This is a genomic window from Porphyromonas uenonis DSM 23387 = JCM 13868 (genome assembly GCF_000482365.1).
Taxonomy (GTDB): Bacteria; Bacteroidota; Bacteroidia; order Bacteroidales; family Porphyromonadaceae; genus Porphyromonas; species Porphyromonas uenonis.
This window is the reverse complement of sequence record NZ_AXVC01000026.1, coordinates 1-19,412: the sequence shown is the minus strand read 5'-3', so window position 1 is coordinate 19,412 and position 19,412 is coordinate 1. Positions and strand designations below refer to the sequence as shown.

Sequence of the window (19,412 nt, the reverse complement as noted above, 5' to 3'; positions counted from 1 at the left end):
ATTTGTATAGCAGTCGTGTTGAGTGACTCGGGTGGGATTCAAACCCACGACCTTCAGAACCGGAATCTGACGCTCTATTCAGCTAAGCTACCGAGCCTTCTATCATCGCCACAAAGGTACAAAATATTGCGATGCGCAGGCTCCGCAACATCGTTCGCTGGAGGTGTAGCCCTATGTAGGAGCGCACGGTCTGTCCCAGGGCTGACGCATGATAAAAATGAGCTCGTTTCATTTCCTACCTAGGAATTCGATTAGAGGTCGGAGCCATCGGAGCTATCAGAACCATCGGAGCTATCGGAACTATCGGAGCCATCTGAATAATCGGACTTCTAACTTCTAGTCTCTAACCTCTAGTCTCTAACCTCTAGTCTCTAACTTCTAGTCTCTAATCTCTAACTTCTAGTCTCTAACCTCTTTTTCGTATCTTTGTAACCATAATACTTAGGACAAGAAACCATTATGGCATCACAAGAAGATCTCTTTAAGAAGATTGTATCCCACTGCAAGGAGTACGGATTTGTTTTTCCCTCATCTGATATCTACGACGGGCTGAGCGCTGTCTATGACTACGGTCAGAACGGTGTAGAGCTCAAGAACAATATCAAGCGCTACTGGTGGGAGGCGATGACTCGCCTACACCCTAACGTGGTCGGCATCGATTCGTCGATCTTTATGCACCCTGAGATATGGCGTGCTTCGGGTCATATAGATGCTTTCAACGATCCACTCATTGATAACAAAGACTCCAAAAAGCGTTACCGCGCGGATGTCCTCATCGAGGATCAGATCGCTAAGATCGAGAGTAAGGCGGAGAAGGAGATAGAGAAGGCGCGCAAGCGCTTTGGCGACTCCTTTGACGAGTCGCTCTACCGCACGACCAATCCTCGTGTCATGGGTTACCTCGAGCAGGCCGAGGCACTGCGCCAGCGGATGGCTAAGGCGCTCAACGACAACGACCTCGAGGAGCTGCGCCAAATCATCATCGATGAGAAGATCGTCTGCCCCATCAGTGGCACGACGAACTGGACGGAGGTGCGTCAGTTTAACCTGATGTTTGCCACCGAGGTGGGTTCGACAGCTGAGGGAGCCTCGACGATCTACCTGCGCCCCGAGACGGCTCAGGGCATCTTCGTCAACTACCTCAACGTGCAGAAGACGGGACGCATGAAGCTTCCCTTCGGTATTGCGCAGATCGGTAAGGCCTTCCGCAATGAGATCGTGGCACGCCAGTTTATCTTCCGTATGCGTGAGTTTGAGCAGATGGAGATGCAGTACTTCGTACAGCCAGGCACTGAGCTAGAGTGGTTTGAGTACTGGAAGAAGCTGCGCCTGCACTGGCACTACGCTCTAGGCTTCCCGCAGAGCGACTACCGCTACCACGATCACGAGAAGCTGGCGCACTATGCCAATGCTGCGACCGATATTGAGTATCTCATGCCCTTTGGCTATAAAGAGGTGGAGGGGATCCATAGTCGTACGGACTTTGACCTATCGCGCCACGAGGAGTTCTCGGGCAAGAAGCTCCGCTACTACGATCCCGAGACGAAGGAGTCCTATATCCCATACGTCGTGGAGACCAGTATCGGAGTGGATCGTATGTTCCTCTCGGTGCTCTGTGGCTCCTACAAGGAGGAGCAGACGGAGAGTGGCGAGACCCGCGTGGTCCTCTCGCTACCGCCTGCACTAGCACCGGTCAAGCTGGCTGTCCTACCGCTCGTACGCAAGGATGGACTGGACGAGAAGGCGCATGAGGTGGTACGCCTCCTGCACCTGGACTTCACCTGCCAGTATGATGAGAAGGATAGCATCGGCAAGCGCTACCGTCGTCAGGACGCTATCGGTACGCCTTACTGTATCACCGTGGACCACCAGACGCTCGACGACAACACGGTCACCCTACGTGATCGCGACACGATGCAGCAGGAGCGTATCGCTATCTCCGAGCTACACGACCTCATCGCCCAGCGCACCAGTATCAACACGCTACTTAAGAAGATCGAAGATGAAATATAGTATATCCCTCAGAGTAGCCCTCGTGACGCTACTCTCGCTGCTCCTCTTAGCATCTTGCGAAGATCCTATCGATGCTACGACTCAGTGGCGCATTAATAATGAGAACTCCTTCAATGAGTACGCCTCAAAAGAGGACTATACGAAAGCCTCTCTCACGGGTTCTTCTGCCTATGTTTACATGAAGTGGCTCGCCCATGGCGAGGGTAAGGAGTACCCCATCGAGACCTCTCGCATCAAGTGCCACTACGAGATGCGCATGCTCGTGGGGGATAGGATCGTGGATGGTAACTACGGCTCGGAGCGCCCAGCTCAGTTTGCCATCAATCGTGGAGCTCAAGACCAACTCATCGAGGGTGCTCGCATCGGTCTCCAGCAGATGGTCGTAGGCGATGAGGCGGAGATTATCATCCCCTGGTACCTAGCCTATGGCGAGAAGCGATCTGGTGAGATCAACCCCTACTCAGCGCTAAAGTTTCGCGTTAAGCTCGAGGAGATCATCCCCGAGAGCCAGCGCTCAGCTGAGGCTCACGACTAAACTTGTCCTACTATCAACCTTAAATCTAACCTATGAAGATACTACTAACCAACGATGACGGTGTCCACGCACAGGGTATCCGTGAACTGGCGGAGACGCTCTCCCAGATAGCGACGGTCACGGTCGTCGCGCCCACGGAGCCCCGCTCGGGAGCCTCCTCGCAGATCACCTCCCGCACACCACTACGGATCACCCTTATGGATGAGAGCGAGCAGCTGCCCTATCAGCTGTACAGTTGCTCGGGAACGCCTGTGGACTGTGTCAAGCTGGCGCTGAACACCATCTTTGCGACTACGCTTCCTGACCTTGTGGTGTCGGGGATTAACCATGGGCGCAACGATGGTATCTGCGCGATCTACTCAGGCACAGCGGGCGCGGCCATAGAGGCTGCCATAGCTCGTATACCAGCGGTCGCCTTTTCGCTTGCTGACCACAGCGACAAGTGTGACTTTAGCGAGGTATGCGCCTTTGCCAAGCAATTTATCCCGCAGGTGATGGAGCATGAACTACCCCGTACGACGATGCTCAATGTGAACTTCCCGAAGGCTCCCGCCAAGGGGATCAAGTGGGCTCCCCAAGGGACGGGACGCTTCGTCAATGAATACATGCGGTCGGAGACGCCTCACGGTACGCCCGTCTACTGGATGCAGGGTGACCAGGTGGATCCCGATCACCGTAGGGGGACGGATCACTACTGGCTCGTCGAGGGCTACGCTACGATAGCGCCCCTACAGATCGATATGACGGACCACCCCTTCCTAGAGCGGGCTACTAAGGAGTGGCCTCTACAGCCCTAGCGTAAGCCTCTCGTGTAAGCTATGAAATATCTGCTCATAGCTGGCGAAGCTTCTGGTGATGAGCATGGTGCACGGCTCATCGCCTCACTGAAAGCGGTCGATACGGAGGCCGCTTTTGCTTTCATCGGTGGAGACAAGATGGCGCAGCAGGCGGGTGTCGCTCCGCTTTACCACTATCGTGAGATAGCGGTCATGGGCTTCACAAGCGTACTGCGTAGTATGCGCAAGATAGGTCACGCGGCACAACTCTTGCGGGAGGAGATGACTTCGAATCCTCCTGATGTGGTCATACCGATCGACTACGGAGGCTTTAACCTGCGCTACACGCTCCCGATGGCGCATCGTCACGGGGTGCCGGTCGTTTACTACATCCCGCCTAAGGTGTGGGCATCGCGTCGTCGACGCATCAAGCGGCTCAGGAGCTACACGGATCTCTGCTTGACGATCCTCCCCTTTGAGGCGGACTACCTCTCGCAGCGTGGCGTCTCTGCTCGCTACGTGGGCAACCCGAGTATACAGAGCGTGGGCAAGCTACTGGAGAGCAATGCTAAGCTATGCGATACGGCACGACCTTACATAGCGCTCCTCCCAGGGAGTCGCGAAGCGGAGATAGCGCGCAACATGCCGATCATGTGCCAAGCGATCGACCTCCTGCCAGCTCCCTGGCGAGCAGTCATCGCAGCAGTACCGAGCATTGACCGAGCGCACTACACTCCCTATATAAATGAGCGCATAGAGTTGGTCACCGACGAGACGCTACCGCTATTGGCTGGCGCCTCCGCAGCGCTTGTTACCTCAGGAACGGCAACGCTCGAGACAGCGCTCATAGGTACTCCACAGGTGGTCGCCTATCGTCTCCCCGCAGGTCGCTTAGCGCGCTGGGCTTTTGACCATCTACTGCCGATCCGTTACTTCTCTTTGGTGAACCTGATCGCAGAGTGTCCGGTCGTCGAGGAGCTACTCGGCGACAAGGTGACGCCACAGCGACTTGCTCAGGCGCTCACTCCGCTCCTAGAGCGTGAAGGCTCGTCCTATCAAGCGCAGCAAGCGCACTACGACGAGATTCGTCAGCGACTAGACCCGTCACGTGTCGCTTCGCAAGTAGCAGCCGAGACTATCTACCACGCACTCACGACGCAGTGGGAGCCTACCCGCTGGACTACCGACGACTGATCCACGATAGGCGCTTTGTCTGGAGCTTGCTACGACAGCATCAACACAGAGAGCGGGTCTGCTCAGTGACGAACAGACCCGCTCTTCTTATATTGGGGAGACTAGTGGCGATGCCTTAGTCTCGCGTTGTGAGACTGTTGACTTTTGCAACAGTCTCATTGTGACTAGCTTGCTGAGCTACGCCTCCTTGCCGAGAAGTATCTCAAGACACTTGGCAGCTGAGTAGGCGACAGGGGTGCCTGGGCCGAAGATAGCTGCCACGCCTGCCTTGTAGAGGAAGTCGTAGTCCTGAGCTGGGATGACACCGCCAGCGGTGACGATGATGTCGGGACGTCCGAGCTTGCGTAGCTCCTCGATGACCTGTGGGATAAGCGTCTTGTGACCTGCTGCCAGCGAGCTGACGCCAAGGATGTTGACGTCGTTCTCGACAGCCTGACGAGCGCTCTCCTCAGGAGTCTGGAAGAGAGGACCCATATCGACGTCAAAGCCGCAGTCGGCGTAGCCAGTGGCTACGACCTTGGCACCACGGTCGTGACCGTCTTGTCCCATCTTGGCAATCATAATACGAGGCTGACGCCCCTCACGCTCTGCAAACTCTGCGGCAAGCTGCTTGGCATACTCCAGCTGCTTGTCGTGTCCTGACTCTTTTGAATACACGCCACTGATCGTTCTAATTACTGCACTGTATCGTCCGACGACCTCTTCGCAAGCGTCGGATATTTCGCCTAGTGAGGCACGTAGACCAGCTGCCTTGACGGCTAGCTCTAGAAGGTTGCCCTGCTTGGTACGTACACACTCGGTGATCTCCTTGAGAGCTGCCTGTACAGCCTGCTCATCGCGATGAGCACGCAGATCCTCCAGACGAGCCACCTGGCTCTGACGCACGGAGGTGTTGTCGATCTCTAGGATTTCGATCGGATCCTCGTGCTCTAGGCGGTACTTATTGATACCGATGATGACCTGCTGATTGGAGTCGATGCGAGCCTGCGTACGTGCGGCTGCCTCCTCGATACGCATCTTGGGAAGGCCGGTCTCGATAGCCTTGGCCATACCACCGATCTTCTCGACCTCCTGAATGTGCTCCCACGCTCTGTGAGCGATCTCGTCAGTGAGCGTCTCTATGTAATAGGAGCCACCCCATGGATCGATAGAGCGGCAGACCTGCGTCTCCTTCTGAATGTAGATCTGCGTATTACGAGCGATACGAGCCGAGAAGTCGGTCGGCAAAGCGATCGCCTCATCGAGCGCGTTGGTGTGTAGCGACTGCGTGTGTCCGAGGGCAGCTGCCATAGCTTCGATACAGGTACGCCCGACGTTGTTGTAGGGATCCTGCTCGGTGAGCGACCATCCAGAGGTCTGGCAGTGCGTACGGAGCATGAGCGACTTAGGATTCTCAGCGCCAAAGCTCTTGACCACCTTAGCCCAGAGCATTCGTGCGGCACGCATCTTGGCGATCTCCATGAAGTGGTTGACACCGATGCCCCAGAAGAAGGAGAGACGTGGCGCAAACTTGTCCACAGGGATGCCCGCATTGATACCAGCGCGGAGGTACTCGATACCGTCAGCGATGGTGAAGGCGATCTCTATGTCGGCCGTGGCGCCTGCCTCCTGCATGTGGTAGCCAGAGATGGAGATAGAGTTGAACTTCGGCATCTTCTGCGAGGTGTACTCAAAGATGTCGGCGATGATCTTCATTGAGAATTCGGGCGGATAGATATAAGTGTTGCGCACCATGAACTCCTTGAGGATGTCGTTCTGAATGGTGCCCGCCATCTCCTCGAGCTTAGCGCCTTGCTCTAGACCCGCATTGATGTAGAAAGCGAGGACTGGTAGTACCGCCCCATTCATCGTCATGGAGACAGACATCTTGGCTAGGGGGATACCGTCGAAGAGTACCTTCATATCCTCCAGCGAGCAAATAGAGACGCCCGCCTTGCCCACATCGCCCACGACACGTGGGTGGTCGGCGTCGTAGCCACGGTGTGTCGGGAGGTCGAAAGCGACTGATAGTCCCTTCTGACCACTCGCCAGGTTACGACGGTAGAATGCGTTACTCTCCTCAGCCGTCGAGAAGCCTGCGTACTGACGTATCGTCCACGGACGGAACGGGTACATCAAGCTGTACGGGCCACGGAGGAAGGGAGGCAATCCCGACACGTAGTCGAGATGCTCTAGACCCTCTATATCGTCAGCCGTGTAGACAGGCTTGACTTTGATCTGCTCAGGCGTCGTCCAGTTCGCCTCAAGCGCATGCTCCTTGCCCCACTTCGAGGCGTCGGTGCGTCCAAACTGAGAGTGACTCAGGTCAATCTCTTTATATAATGGCTTTGTCATTTGTGTGTGTTACTTAGAGGGTTACTACGCTAGTCCGAAGATCTTGTTGAAGTGCTGCAGCGTCTCCAACACGTTGCTACGGACATGGATGAAGTGCTCGATGCCGAGAGCCTGCAGTTGCTCCGTGCAGGCGGGATTGCCCGCTACAACAAACTGCGCTCTGCCGTCGAGTAGTCGGAACGCCTCAGGAGCGAAGGTCTCATACTCGTCATCGCTAGAGCAGAGCACCACAATGTCTGCCTTAGCTGCGACAGCTGCGTCGATACCCTCTTGGACTGTTTCGAAGCCCAGGTTGTCGATGAGCTTGTAGCCGGCGCAACCGAAGAAGTTGCCCGAGAACTGTGAGCGAGCGAGTCTCATCGCTAGATTGCCGATTGTCAACATGAAGACGACAGGCTGCTTGCCACGCTCCGTCGTCAAGCGAAGCGTCTCAAACTCATTAGCACCACGGTCGAAGTTGAGTGGCTGTAGTCCCTCCTGCTTTTCACCAGTAGAGCAGCCACATCCCGTCGTGATGACAGCGGGTGTCGCGAGTTTCTCGTGAGCCGTCTCCGTAAAGTTTGGAAATTCGTTAGTACCCAGTAGCGTCTCCTTGCGCTTTGCCACAGCTCCGTGGCGCTGCGTATTGGTCTCCTGGAGGTCACGCTGTAGAGCGCCCGAGGTGACAAAGCTCTCGAAGCCACCCTCGCTAGCGCTGATCTCGCCAAAGAGCTGCCAAGCCTGCTCAGCAATCACATTGGTCAAGGTCTCTATGTAGTAAGAACCCGCAGCGGGATCAACCACCTTGTCAAAGTGGCTCTCCTCGCTCAGCAGAAGCTGCTGATTGCGAGCGATACGCTCGGAGAAGTCGTTGCTCTCCTCGTAAGTAATGTTGAACGGTAGAACCGTAATCGAGTCGACACCGCCCAAGGCAGCCGACATCGTCTCCGTCTGTGAGCGGAGTAGGTTGACGTAAGCGTCGTAGATGGTCATATTCCACTGCGAAGTGGTCGCGTGCTGGCAGATCTTAGCCGCATCGCCCTTGTACTGGTCGCCATGCGCCCCGATGATCTCGGCCCATAGCCAGCGAGCTGCACGAAACTTCGCCATCTCGAGGAAGTAGTTTGAGCTAATGCCGAAGTGGAACTTGATCCTCCGAGCTATCTCCTCAACATCGTGGCCACGAGCCACCATCTGGTCGAGTACCTCCGCACCCCAGGCGAGAGCGTAGGCGAGCTCCTTGACGATGCCCGCACCGGCGTTGCTTAGCATGGACGCCTCTACGATGTACAGGCGCATCTGTGGGATAGGCTTGGCAATGTTGTAGAGTTGCTCCAGTGTGTCGTAGCGCTTGTCGTCGACGACGCCCTTCATCAGCTCCCGCTTGAAGGGGTTGTACTCGATAGCGCCCCTTACGGCAGCGCCATCGACCTTATGCTTCTGTACGTAAGCGACGAAGAGCTCTGCCAGCTCGACTGTACGAGAGATGCAGGTCGAGAGATTGATCTCTACGGCCGTCAGGTCTATCCCCTTGAGGAGTGTCTCCAGCGTCTCAGCAGAGAGTATCGTCTTAGAGATGTTGAATCCTAGGGAAGTGACACCCTTGTTGAGTATATCTATAGCCTTAGCATTTGCCTCAGCGGGGTCCTTCACCTTGATGTCTTGGCGTACGAGCCACTCATTGTCTAGCTTCGTCGATCGCACGTAGGGATACTCCCCAGGTAGTGCCAGACGTGAGGCATATTGAGCGATGTCTTCGCGTCTGTACATAGGCTGTAGACTAAAGCCTTCGGGCGTACGCCATACGAGCCGCTTGTCAAAGGAGGCACCTTTGAGATCGACCGTGACCTTCTCCAGCCACTGCTCTTTGCTTACGGGGGGAAAGTCCCCAAAGAGCCGTTCTCTTTTATTTGCCATATCGTATTATGTGTGTGTTGTGTGAATTGATTGCGCAAAAGGTGCAACAATGAGGACTCTCTCCTATACGATAGAAGGTAGTCGACCGTGTTGCTACCCGCAAAGATAACTATTTCTATTCAAAGAGCCTCACCGACAGCTGTTGCCCTCACGACAATGGAGCCTGTGACTACAGATCTGCAAAGCTCTTGCGGCGCAAGACGAAGTCGCGTCCGAGGTACTTCTCACGTACGAGAGCGTTGTCGGCAAGTTGCTCCGCCGTACCCTGGAAGAGTACCTTGCCCTCGAAGAGTAGGTAGGCACGATCCGTGATACTAAGCGTCTCATTGACATTGTGATCCGTGATCAGGATGCCGATGTTGCGCTGCTTGAGCTTAGCCACGATGGACTGTATGTCCTGCACAGCGATAGGGTCGACGCCGGCAAAGGGCTCGTCCAGCATGATAAACTTCGGGTCGATGGCAAGACAGCGAGCTATCTCGACACGTCGACGCTCACCTCCCGAGAGCCTATTGCCCTGATTGGTGCGTACCTTGTGCAGACCAAACTCCTCGATCAGCATCTCCAGTCGCTCTTGCTGCTGCTCTGGCGTGAGTGGCGTCATCTCCAGCACCGCCTTGATATTGTCCTCTACCGACAGCTTTCTAAAGACCGACGCCTCCTGTGCTAGATAGCCGATCCCGAGGCGGGCTCGCTGATAGACTGGGAGCTTCGTGATGTCCTGCTCATTGAGGTATATCTTTCCTCCATTAGGTACGACCAGCCCCACCGTCATATAGAAGGTAGTCGTCTTGCCCGCACCATTAGGCCCGAGTAGTCCGACGATCTCCCCTTGGCGAAGCTCTATAGAGACATCGTTGACCACCGTACGACTGCGGTAGCGCTTCACGAGATGCTCCGTACGCAAGAGCCCCGTCTCACCTTTGTGGCGATCAGGGGAGAGAGCTTCAGTAGTATCTATAGTGTCAGTCATAAGCTATACAAAGAGTAAGATGAGTAGCTGCGTCAAGATGATGCGGACGAACATCCCCAGTGGGTAGACCGTAGCGTATGCGACCGTGTGCTTGCTCCCCTTCAGATGGTCACCGACCACCTCTAGTGCCATCGGATTGGCCATGCTACCGCACACCACACCGCACATAGTAGCATAGTCCCCACGCTTGCGACGTAGCATATACCAGCCGACCAGTAGGATCGGGAAGACCGTCAGCAAGGCCCCATAGCCAAGCCATACCAAGCCGCGCGTGCTCAGGAGGATGTCAAAGAAGCCAGCCCCCGACGAGAGTCCCAGACAGCCTAGGTAGAGGATCAGTCCCAGCTGTCGTATCAGCAGGCTCGCGCTATTGGTAATATAAGTGGTCACATGCATACGAGGCCCGAAGGCTCCCATCAGGATACCGATGATGATACCGCCACCCGCGAGTCCCAGCCGTATAGGCATGCTCACACCAGGGATGTAGAAGGGGATCATACCGACGAAGACACTGATGAAGAGACCGATGAAGAGCCCCAGCAGATTGGGCGTGTCCAAGTCCTTGATCTCGTTACCGATCTTGGCAGCGACCGCATCCGTAGCCTCTTTAGTTCCCACGACCGTCATACGGTCTCCCAGCTGCAGGTGCAGGTCTGGCGAGGTCAGTAGCTCGATGCCCGCACGATCGATGCGCGTCACATTGACTCCGTAGTCATTGCGCAGGTGTAGGGCGCTGAGGCGCACGCCGTTGTACTCCTTGCGAGTGAGGACGAGTCGCCTAGAGACGAGACTTTGGTCTACACTATCCCAGTCAATGTCTGAGCGGTTCCAGTCCTTCTCGACTTTCTTGCCAAAGAAGAGCTCCAGCCTCGGCACCTCCCGTTCATCCGAAACGACTAGCAGACGATCACCCTCCAGGAGCTGTGTCGACGAGTCGGGAGACATTGCCTTGCCGTCACGCCATATACGACTGATTACAAAGTGCGTATCAGCCACCCGAGAGATCTCCGAAATGGTCTTGCCCACGACCCCCATATTCTTCACCTCGTACTCGCTAAAGAAAGCTGCATGCTCCTCTTCATCAGACTGACTCTTGGCACGCTTTTTCGCCAAGGGAGCCAGCACGTAGAGCGCTAGTATGACCCCCACCACACCAAAGGGGTAGGTGATCGCACACGCCAGTGCCATCTCCGCGAGCACGCTCTGTCCATCAGGCCCGACACTCGGCAAGCTACTCTGAGCCGCTGCTAGGGCAGGCGTATTCGTCGTAGCGCCCGATAGGATGCCGACCCATTCACTCATAGGCAGCTCAGAGACGTAGAAGAGTCCCACGACTAGGGCTATATTCACCGCTACAATCAGGAGCGAGTCGAGGTTATCCCGTATGCCTCCCTTCTTGAGTGAGGGGAAGAAAGCCGGGCCCACCTGAAGTCCCAGCGCATAGATGAAAAGGATCAGCCCGAAGTTCATCCCAAAGTCCAGCGTCCTAGCCTCTAGCGTGATACCCCAGTAAGAGAGTAGGATACCGACGAAAAAGACGAAGGTCACCCCGAGAGAGATACGGGCTATGCGAATGCGTGCCAAGAGCAACCCCACCAGTGAGACCAGTGAGATCACAATAATCGATTGAGGCACCGAAGGTATGACGAAGAGTTCGTTGAGAAAAGCTCGCAGACTATCCATACATGTATCTTAGAAAGTGAGGCTCCTCCTCAGGAGCCATACAACGTGGGAGCACATCGTCTAGACCAAACGCTCCAACTATGACGCAAAGGTACGAAATTAGAGACTACAGGGCTGACGCATGATGAGACTGTTGCAAAAGTCAACAGTCTCAAGTTAGAGATCAGCTCCGATAGTTCCGATGGCTTCTGATTACTCCGCTTACTCCAACCTCTAATTTCTAACCTCTAACCTCTAATTGAATTCCTACCTAGGAATTTGCCAAATAGCTACCTAGGAATTGCCCCAATTCCTACGTAGGAAAGAAAAAATTCTTCGGAGGAATCAAATGAAACTTCGGAAGAATCAAATCATAAGTCCGAAGAATTTGCCCATTTCCTAGGTAGCAAATCAGAAATATCTACGGAAGAATTTTGCCATTTCCTAGGTAGGAATTGAAATGAGCTCATTTTTATCATGCGTCACCCCTGCTAGAGGGTAGAGCCAACAGCCAGCTAAGCCGTGGGCGTGCCGACCGCTAGGACACCGACGGAGACCTGCGCTAGGGGAATGTCCACCAGAGCATTGAGCGCAGCCGTGAGGGTTGCGCCAGTCGTGAGCACATCGTCTAGGAGTAGGATGTGGCTATCTGGGGGGATCGCTTCGCTGCCTAGTGTGAAGCTCCCGAGCATAGCCTCTAGACGGTGCGTGCGGTCACGGTGCGTCTGACTACCCTGAAAGCGTGTACGTCGCAAAGCGTGAGCCAGATAGGGGATGCCCGTAACGGAAGAGATGCCCTCGGCAAGGAGCGTCGCCTGATTGTACCCTCGCTCCAGTGCACGGGCCGGCGTCAGCGGCACGGGGATGATGTAGTCTATCTGCTCCTGCTCGAGCGGTAGGAGCGTCCCCATGAGACGACCCATATACCTCGCGAGAGGCTTATTGCCGTGATACTTGATGTCGTGGACGACGAGCGCCATCGCATCGTCACGAGCGTAGAGATAGGGTGCCAGCACCCTGCGAGGCATCGGCTGGGCTCCACGCAAGCGGTCCAGCGCACCGACCGTATGCTCGTGATAGCGTCCCAGTGTGCCTTGACAGGTAAGGCAGAGGGGCGGAGCATTCGGCGGGAGTAGCGTGTGACAGGCGGGACACCAGCGTGGGTAGAGGAGCTGTAGGAGCGACTCACGAGCCGTTGCCCGCCAACCTTGTGGCAGTGGCGGAGCGATGCGTCCTGCGGAGGGGCTTTTCGTCGGTTTGTGGCTCATCAGGGTTCGGCACCTTTTACGCTTTATTCCTCTTCCTCCTCCCGTATTCTCTGGAGCACCTCTTGCAGCGCTTCGTACACTTCGCTCTGGTGGTAACCACGCCCCACGCCGTAGCGCATCATCTTGTCAAAGAGCGCACGAGGCGTTCGTGCCGAGGTGCGACGCAGCTTGCTCTCGAGAAGCTCAGCGAGGGAGTAGTTCGGCTGCTCCGCCTCAAGGATCTCCGGTAGCACCGCCTCGATGATCTCCGTCGGCACCTCCTGCATACGTAGCGCCTGACGTATCTTGTGGGGTCCCTGGCTCATGTCTCGATAGCGTGTGCGGGCGTAGCTCTCGGCGTAGCGCTGCGGATCATAGTAGCGACCCTCCTGGAGCAGGGCGAGGTACTCGTCAATCTCGTCCGAAGGTACCTCCCGACGCATTAGGAAAAGGCGCAGATTGCGTGGCGAGCGCTCGGCACGTGCGCAGTAGTACTTGGCTTTGTTGAGTATATCGGTGTCCATAGGGTTTCGTTTTTACTGAAAGGTGGCTTGTACAAATCGCTCTCGGCCCGTCAAGTCTTTGAGCACTTCTGACGAAGTGGCTCCCGCCTGCTCACAGAGCACCGCCACCTCGTGCGCCAGCTGGTGATGCGTCTCGCAGTAGAGCGTGAGTGGGGCGTGGGGCGAGCGGATCTGTGGCACGAGCGCCACGAGCGCACGGTAGTAGCGGAGCGGATCGGCGTCTGGTACGAAGAGTGCCTCGTGAGGCTCGCCCACGAGGACATTGGGGCGCATCGTCGCTTGGTCGCATTCGGGGATATAGGGCGGATTGCTCACCAAAAGGTCTATCGGAGGAAGCTTGGCGGGGATACCTTTCCCCTGGCACCAGGCGAAGAGGTCGCCACGGAAGAGCTGGACGGCGACACCTGTCTGACGAACGTTTTGCTCTGCATAGCCTAGCGCTTGCTCCGACTGATCCATCGCATAGATCTGCCAACTGGGTCGGTGACTACCTATATATATAGGTATGCAGGCGGAGCCACACCCCACGTCGAGGAGCCGCTGGGGAGCCTCCGTGACGGGGTGACGAGCGAGGATCAGTTCGCACAGCTCGGCCGTCTCGGGGCGTGGTATGAGCACCCCCCTGCCGACAGCTAGGTCGAAAGAGCCGAAGGGCGCCACTCCTAAGATGTACTGTATCGGCTCATCGTGCGCTAGTCGCTTGAGGGCTTGGCAGAGCCAAGTGGCTTCCGTGTCAGACAATTGTCTAACTTTGCGGTCAAGCAGATAGTTTGTCTGGCTAAGCCTGGTGATATGCTGTAGGAGCATTTCGCTCATAGCCTGACGCTCCCGCATCTCGGCATAGTAAGCGGGCAGCGCCTCCGCTATCGCAAGAGCCGCATCACGCAGCGTCATACCAGCAACTATCATAGCCTCACTCATTGTAGCGACCTTTATCCTGATGAAACGTACAGCACCTACCACACCAGACGAGATCTATATGCAGCGCTGCCTGCAACTCGCAGCCTTAGCGCAGGGGCGCACCAGTCCCAATCCGATGGTCGGCTCGGTAATCGTCTACAAAGATAAGATTATTGGCGAAGGTTACCACCATTATGCGGGGGCACCGCATGCCGAAGTGATGGCGTGGCGTAGTGTCCCCGAGGAGCTGCGAGGCGTTATCGGCGAGGCGACCTGGTACGTGAGCTTAGAGCCTTGCGCTCACTACGGCAAGACACCGCCCTGCGCAGAGCTCATTGCGGGGTTGCGACCCGCCCGAGTGGTCATCGCTATGCTGGATCCCTTTGCCAAAGTGGACGGACGAGGCGTGGCACGCCTTCGCGCAGCGGGCATCGAGGTCTCGGTCGGTTGCTTAGAGCAAGAGGCTATCGCGCTCAACCGCCACTTCCTCGTGGCGCAGACCTTAGGGCGACCCTACGTCACGCTCAAGTGGGCCGAGAGTGCCGACCACTACATCGATCGCCTGCGTCACGATGCGAGCGAGGCACCTTACATCTTCAGTTCGCCACTCCGACAGCGCTCGGTGCATCGTCTGCGTGCGCTCCACGATGCGATCTTGGTGGGTCATCACACCGCCGAGCTGGACGACCCGCTCCTGACCAATCGCTCGGGTAGTGGCGGTCAGCCGATCCGTCTCCTCTGGTGTCACAGCCGTCTGCCTCGTCCAGAGTTGCGTATGCTGCAAGACGCTACGGCACCAACGATCATACTTCTCCCGCCTGCACTCATAGAGCAGGTACCCGACGGACAATACCCGCCTCACGTCTCCTGCCTCGCCACGACTGGCGAGGTGCGCGATCTGCTCACGCTCCTGCGTAGTCGAGGCGTCGAGTCGCTCCTCGTCGAGGGAGGTGCACAGGTCCTGCAGCGCTTCCTCGACGCAGGGCTCTACGACGAACTCAACGTCGAGCATGCCCCCGTCCAGCTCCACGACGGCGTCCCCGCCCCCAACGTGTAGCGGTTGCAGGGACGCACGGGGACGACTCCTGTAGGGACGCACGGCTAGTATCTAGCGGGAGGGCGTCCGTTGTAGTACAGCAAGACGAGTAACGGTTGTAGGGACGCACGATCTGTGCGTCCGTTGTGTCAAAGGTTACATCGTCACGGCTTTAACGGAAACGGACGCACAGATCGTGCGTCCCTACAGCGGGCTACACGTCTCGCTCTAACTTCTAAATAAACGGAAACGGACGCCCTCCCGCTAGATACTAGCCGTGCGTCCCTACACAGGGTTACTCGTCCGATAGCTCCGACCCCTCCGATCCCTCCGACCTCTAAATATGCAAGAAGAGCTTCGCAGGATAGTCCTACGGAGCTCTTCTATTATTATTGTAGTCTGACAAACTTATCGTCTGTCAGATCGTGGTCCTTAGTGCTTGACGACGAGGCGCTGTGCAGCACCCTCGGTGACTACGAGATAGGTACCCTCGCTCAGTGCGGTGAGGTCTATCTGTAGGCGACCCGAGCGGTCAGCAGCTAGGCGTGTGATCAGCTGTCCATCCAGCGTGTAGAGTGCTACGGCTGCCTCAGGTGCTAGACCTGTGACGGTAGCAGCCTCGCTAGCAGGGTTAGGATAGATGACAAACGCATTCGCAGCGACTGCATCAATGCCCGTGTGGTCGACAAACTCAGCAATGACCTCCGTGTCCTTTGTGACGGTGAAGGTCATATCCATGAGGATGTCCTCGCCATTTGCTGTAAGCTTGGTGAGCTCGCATTTGTCGTTGGCACCCTTTGCTACGACCGTCAGCTTCGTTCCCTCGGGCACAGCGTTGAGATCGACCTGCTCCTGCTCCTTGATGGAGATGGTACCGTGCTCGGTAGGCTTCAGTGTTACCTTGTAGGTCTTGGGCTTCTTAGTAAAGGTCGCCTTGATTATTGTGTGACCCGTGATGAAGACCTTCTTCGTAGCTAGGATATCCGTTTCGTTCGCTGTGAGAGCGGTAAGCTCGTACCCCTCTTTAGGATTGTCGACGATAAATAGATCCGTACCGTAGGGTACCATCTTTAAGTCTTTCGCTTCTGCGGTCAAGATCGTTCCACCTTCTTCGTTTGCTGAGAGCGTGACCTCGTACGTTGGCGTGGGCTTACCTCGATAGTCTCTTGTTCCTATTCCCATTCCCATTTCCGCTTGTACATTCCAACCCTTGGCTTTGGCGATGTCCACATGATAGGTGTAGCAAACATTCTTCTCATCACTTGAACTAGAGTCAAATACTCTAAACCAACCTTTTGTCTTACCGTTACGGTCCGGCAAAGCTTTCACGAGGTTGGTCATCTCGTTTGCCAGAATCAAGTTGCCATAGCACTCTATTCTGTTCAAATTTGGACAGCTGGAGAGCTCTAGCTTGGTCAGCAAGTTGTTTCTACAATCTAGGGAAGTTAGATTGGGACAATTGGCGAGCTCTAGCTTGGTCAGAAGGTTTTCAAAACACCTGACCTCCTCCAAAGCAGTCTGCTTTGAGAGATCCAAGCTGGTTAGCTGATTGCGATCGCAAGACAACTCTGTCAGCGCAGGATTGCTTGATAGATCCAAGCTAGTCAGCTGGGCTCCCCAGCAGTCCAAACTTGTAAGGGCGGGCAGATTTGATACGTTTAGACTGGTCAAGGGGTTTTCACCGCAATCCAACACTTCTAGGGCAGGATTATTCGAGAGATCCAAGCTGGTCAGTTTGTTGCCATCGCAGGCAAGGATCTTTAAGCGCCTATTGTTTGACACGTCCAGATGCGTTAAGTTATTGTATCCACACCGAAGCTCCTCCAAGGCTGGATAGTTAGAGACATCCATATGCCCGACTTTAGTCTCTGCATAGTCAAGAACTCTCAGCGTCTTGCTCTTGGGGAGGGTCAAGCTCTTCAGTGAACCTTCTCTCGCAACCATCACTTCCAGTGCTGTGTTGTGTGAAAAGTCTAGCTTAGTCATACTAACTCCCTCTGCCCTGAAGACCTTCAGTGCCTTATTATGCGATAAGTCTAGGCTGGACAGTTGAAGGTACTCACACTTGAACTCGGTCAATGCGGTGTTGTGCGACAAGTCTAGGCTGGTCAAATTGTCAGGACAGTAAAGCTCGGTCAATGCGGTGTTGTGCGACAAATCTAGGCTGGTCAAATTTAGACAGCTGGGGAGCTCTAGCTTGGTCAATGCGGTGCAAGACGACAGGTCTAGGCTAGTTATCTCATCATTCCAACGGCAGATCAGCTCTGTCAGGGAGGAGCAACGCTCCAAAGTGAGGCTGGTCAGCATATTCTTTGAGCATTTCAGACTTTGCACCTCGCCCTCGATTTTGATCGTCTGGCTCGTGATGGTGTAGGTGCTGTCGGTCTTCTTCTCGAGGCCTACAATGGAGATGTCTGAACCTTTGACGGTCAGATTGAATTCTTTCCCAACCTTAAGAGAGGTGGTCATGGTGATCACACCCTTTTGTCCAGAGCGCAGAGCCGGAGTAGTAGGCTCCTGTGCGACAGCGACACTCGCTAGGAGTGTGGCTAGTAGGATATAGATCCCAATGCGTAGTTGTTTTTTCATAGTCATATATTGCTTAAAGTGATAGTCGTATATATTAGGGAGTGCTTTTCCCTTGCATTATGATGCTTTGAAGTGTATTGCGTCAGGTGTAGTAGAGATGTCTGTCGAAAACTGAGAGGAGGCGTAGCAGTGGAACTTGCGTGCCGACCGACTACACACTCCCCTCAGAACTTCAAACAGCTATTTTTCGTTGGCTCTTGGCTGTTGGCTGTTGGCTCTTGGCTGTTAGCTATCGGAGTGATCGGAGCTATCGGAGTGATCGGAGCTATCGGAGTACTAGTGACTCTAGCCAACAGCTAATAGCCAACAGCCAACAGCCAACAGCTAACGCTGTACATGCATGACCTTCTGGCCACCGATGATGTAGACACCTGTAGGTAGCTCATCGAGAGGCTCGGAGCGTAGCACGCCATTCATATCGTAGATAGCACCATCCGCGGGTTGCAGCTCTGGTGTGACGAAGTCGATCGCTGTGCCACCCTTCGGAGTGATGACCACCTCGTCGGTGATGACGTTGCCCGAGGCATCGCAGACGGCGTGCTTGCTGGCAAACCAGGCAGCCCCTGCGGGTTTCGTGATCTCACACCCCTCGAGGGTGAAGTTTGCGAGGTCGCAGATGGAGCCCTGGGTGCCCTTTGCCGTGACGGTAGCATTTCTGATTGTAAGAGACTCGCCAGACGTGCCATCGTTGCCTACGATTCCATAAACGCCTTCGGCATAGACTGTACAACCCTCAATAAGTAGAGCAGCCTCAGTATAGATACCACTTCCTTCTCGAGACTTTAGAGTGAGCTGTCCATTCCCTTTTATAATGGCATTCTTATAGGACCCCATTGCGCTCGTATTCTTAGAAGTGATGGAGACCTCCCCCTTGACGACACAAGTCAGCTCATCTGTTGACCATATACCGCGTTGTTCTCCTCCATCGATGGAGGCATCCTCGAGGGAGAGCGTCTTGGTGGCGGGGTCATAGCTGACTTTGCCCTTGACGCCAGGGATGACCGAGAGGTCAGAGCAGTTCGCCGAGTTGGCCCACACGCCGGCTATATTGAGTCTGTACTTCTCTACAGATGCGATAACCACCTCGTCGGTGATGACGTTGCCCGAGGCATCGCAGACGGCGTGCTTGCTGGCATTCCAGACAGCCCCTGCGGGTTTCGTGATATCGCACCCCTCAAGAGTGAAGCTTGCGAGGTCGCGGATGGAACCCTCGGCACCCTTTGCCGTGACGGTAGCATTTCTGATTGTAAGAGACTCGCCAGACGTGCCGTTGTAGCCTGCGATTCCCCATTTGCCCTCGGCATAGACTGTACAACCATCAATAAGTAGAGCAGCCTGAGTATAGAGACCACAATTTGAAGACTTTAGAGTGAGCTGTCCATTCCCTTTTATAATGGCATTCTTATAGAACGCCATTGCGATCCATTTATTATTAGAAGTGATGGAGACCTCCCCCTTGACGACACAAGTCAGCTCATCTTTTGACCATATACCTGGATGGTCTTCTCCTCCATCGATGGAGGCATCCTCGAGTGTGAGCGTCTTGGTGGCGGGGTCGTAGGTCACCTTGCCCTTGACGCCAGGGATGACGGTGAGGTCGGAGCAGTTCGCCGAGGTGACCTGCACGCCGGCTATATCGAGTCCGTACTCCTCTACAGGTACAGGTGTGATGACCACCTCGTCGGTGATGACGTTGCCCGAGGCATCGCAGACGGCGTACTTGCTGGCATTCC

14 protein-coding genes and 1 tRNA gene are annotated in these 19,412 nt (G+C 55.3%); 5 read left to right on the top strand and 10 right to left on the bottom strand.

Annotation, left to right across the window (positions count from 1 at the left end; translation table 11 throughout):
• Positions 1-23: 23 nt before the first annotated feature.
• Positions 24-97 (bottom strand) — tRNA-Arg (locus L215_RS0102500).
• A gap of 362 nt (positions 98-459) precedes the next feature.
• Here L215_RS0102500 and L215_RS0102495 point away from each other — a divergent pair.
• The 4 genes from L215_RS0102495 to lpxB are packed head-to-tail and all read left to right on the top strand — an operon-like array spanning position 460 to position 4,518.
• Positions 460-2,013, top strand: coding sequence for a glycine--tRNA ligase (locus tag L215_RS0102495; RefSeq protein WP_025884028.1), 1,554 nt, complete (start codon positions 460-462; stop codon positions 2,011-2,013).
• Positions 2,003-2,548: an FKBP-type peptidyl-prolyl cis-trans isomerase gene (locus L215_RS0102490; protein WP_027451287.1), complete on the top strand. Its 546-nt coding sequence runs from the start codon at positions 2,003-2,005 to the stop codon at positions 2,546-2,548. Before L215_RS0102495 ends, L215_RS0102490 begins: the two co-directional genes overlap by 11 nt.
• A gap of 32 nt (positions 2,549-2,580) precedes the next feature.
• Entirely contained in the window at positions 2,581-3,345 is a 765-nt protein-coding gene (surE, locus tag L215_RS0102485; RefSeq protein WP_025884027.1) for a 5'/3'-nucleotidase SurE, read from the top strand.
• A 21-nt stretch (positions 3,346-3,366) separates the two neighbouring features.
• Positions 3,367-4,518, top strand: coding sequence for a lipid-A-disaccharide synthase (lpxB, locus tag L215_RS0102480; protein ID WP_025884026.1), 1,152 nt, complete (start codon positions 3,367-3,369; stop codon positions 4,516-4,518).
• 177 nt (positions 4,519-4,695) lie between these two features.
• Here the strand turns inward: lpxB and scpA are convergent, their stop codons facing one another.
• The 7 genes from scpA to L215_RS0102445 form a co-directional block, all read right to left on the bottom strand.
• The gene (gene scpA / locus L215_RS0102475) at positions 4,696-6,852 is read right to left on the bottom strand and encodes a methylmalonyl-CoA mutase (RefSeq protein ID WP_027451286.1); all 2,157 of its coding nucleotides are present in this window, start codon (positions 6,850-6,852) and stop codon (positions 4,696-4,698) included.
• A gap of 24 nt (positions 6,853-6,876) precedes the next feature.
• Positions 6,877-8,748: a methylmalonyl-CoA mutase small subunit gene (mutA, locus tag L215_RS0102470; protein ID WP_025884024.1), complete on the bottom strand. Its 1,872-nt coding sequence runs from the start codon at positions 8,746-8,748 to the stop codon at positions 6,877-6,879.
• Positions 8,749-8,917: 169 nt separating this feature from the next.
• The gene (lptB, locus tag L215_RS0102465) at positions 8,918-9,721 is read right to left on the bottom strand and encodes an LPS export ABC transporter ATP-binding protein (RefSeq protein ID WP_027451285.1); all 804 of its coding nucleotides are present in this window, start codon (positions 9,719-9,721) and stop codon (positions 8,918-8,920) included.
• A gap of 3 nt (positions 9,722-9,724) precedes the next feature.
• Positions 9,725-11,404, bottom strand: a complete 1,680-nt coding sequence (locus L215_RS0102460) for a putative transporter (RefSeq protein WP_025884022.1) — start codon at positions 11,402-11,404, stop codon at positions 9,725-9,727.
• A gap of 494 nt (positions 11,405-11,898) precedes the next feature.
• Positions 11,899-12,651, bottom strand: a complete 753-nt coding sequence (locus tag L215_RS0102455; protein WP_025884021.1) for a ComF family protein — start codon at positions 12,649-12,651, stop codon at positions 11,899-11,901.
• Between the two features lie 23 nt (positions 12,652-12,674).
• Positions 12,675-13,154 (bottom strand): regulatory protein RecX, encoded by a 480-nt coding sequence (locus L215_RS0102450; protein WP_025884019.1) that lies wholly within the window; start codon positions 13,152-13,154, stop codon positions 12,675-12,677.
• A 12-nt stretch (positions 13,155-13,166) separates the two neighbouring features.
• Complete coding sequence (locus L215_RS0102445; protein WP_025884018.1) at positions 13,167-14,075, bottom strand: N5-glutamine methyltransferase family protein; 909 nt, start codon at positions 14,073-14,075, stop codon at positions 13,167-13,169.
• Positions 14,076-14,094: 19 nt separating this feature from the next.
• On the opposite strand from L215_RS0102445, the gene ribD reads away from it, so the two are divergent.
• Positions 14,095-15,111 (top strand): bifunctional diaminohydroxyphosphoribosylaminopyrimidine deaminase/5-amino-6-(5-phosphoribosylamino)uracil reductase RibD, encoded by a 1,017-nt coding sequence (ribD, locus tag L215_RS0102440; RefSeq protein ID WP_025884016.1) that lies wholly within the window; start codon positions 14,095-14,097, stop codon positions 15,109-15,111.
• Positions 15,112-15,522: 411 nt separating this feature from the next.
• Here ribD and L215_RS0102435 read toward each other — a convergent pair whose 3' ends face one another.
• The gene (locus tag L215_RS0102435; protein ID WP_025884014.1) at positions 15,523-17,679 is read right to left on the bottom strand and encodes an InlB B-repeat-containing protein; all 2,157 of its coding nucleotides are present in this window, start codon (positions 17,677-17,679) and stop codon (positions 15,523-15,525) included.
• 324 nt (positions 17,680-18,003) lie between these two features.
• Positions 18,004-19,412, bottom strand: a 1,409-nt coding sequence (locus tag L215_RS10185; RefSeq protein ID WP_052343467.1) for a hypothetical protein, incomplete at its 5' end; no start/stop codon positions are given.

What these genes read in the sequence shown, in the direction of transcription:
- L215_RS0102495 (WP_025884028.1), top strand. Translation starts at nt 460, where the DNA reads ATGGCATCACAAGAAGATCTCTTTAAGAAGATTGTATCCCACTGCAAG.
- L215_RS0102490 (WP_027451287.1), top strand. Translation starts at nt 2,003, where the DNA reads ATGAAATATAGTATATCCCTCAGAGTAGCCCTCGTGACGCTACTCTCG.
- surE (WP_025884027.1), top strand. Translation starts at nt 2,581, where the DNA reads ATGAAGATACTACTAACCAACGATGACGGTGTCCACGCACAGGGTATC.
- lpxB (WP_025884026.1), top strand. Translation starts at nt 3,367, where the DNA reads ATGAAATATCTGCTCATAGCTGGCGAAGCTTCTGGTGATGAGCATGGT.
- scpA (WP_027451286.1), bottom strand. Translation starts at nt 6,852, where the DNA reads ATGACAAAGCCATTATATAAAGAGATTGACCTGAGTCACTCTCAGTTT.
- mutA (WP_025884024.1), bottom strand. Translation starts at nt 8,748, where the DNA reads ATGGCAAATAAAAGAGAACGGCTCTTTGGGGACTTTCCCCCCGTAAGC.
- lptB (WP_027451285.1), bottom strand. Translation starts at nt 9,721, where the DNA reads ATGACTGACACTATAGATACTACTGAAGCTCTCTCCCCTGATCGCCAC.
- L215_RS0102460 (WP_025884022.1), bottom strand. Translation starts at nt 11,404, where the DNA reads ATGGATAGTCTGCGAGCTTTTCTCAACGAACTCTTCGTCATACCTTCG.
- L215_RS0102455 (WP_025884021.1), bottom strand. Translation starts at nt 12,651, where the DNA reads ATGAGCCACAAACCGACGAAAAGCCCCTCCGCAGGACGCATCGCTCCG.
- L215_RS0102450 (WP_025884019.1), bottom strand. Translation starts at nt 13,154, where the DNA reads ATGGACACCGATATACTCAACAAAGCCAAGTACTACTGCGCACGTGCC.
- L215_RS0102445 (WP_025884018.1), bottom strand. Translation starts at nt 14,075, where the DNA reads ATGAGTGAGGCTATGATAGTTGCTGGTATGACGCTGCGTGATGCGGCT.
- ribD (WP_025884016.1), top strand. Translation starts at nt 14,095, where the DNA reads ATGAAACGTACAGCACCTACCACACCAGACGAGATCTATATGCAGCGC.
- L215_RS0102435 (WP_025884014.1), bottom strand. Translation starts at nt 17,679, where the DNA reads ATGAAAAAACAACTACGCATTGGGATCTATATCCTACTAGCCACACTC.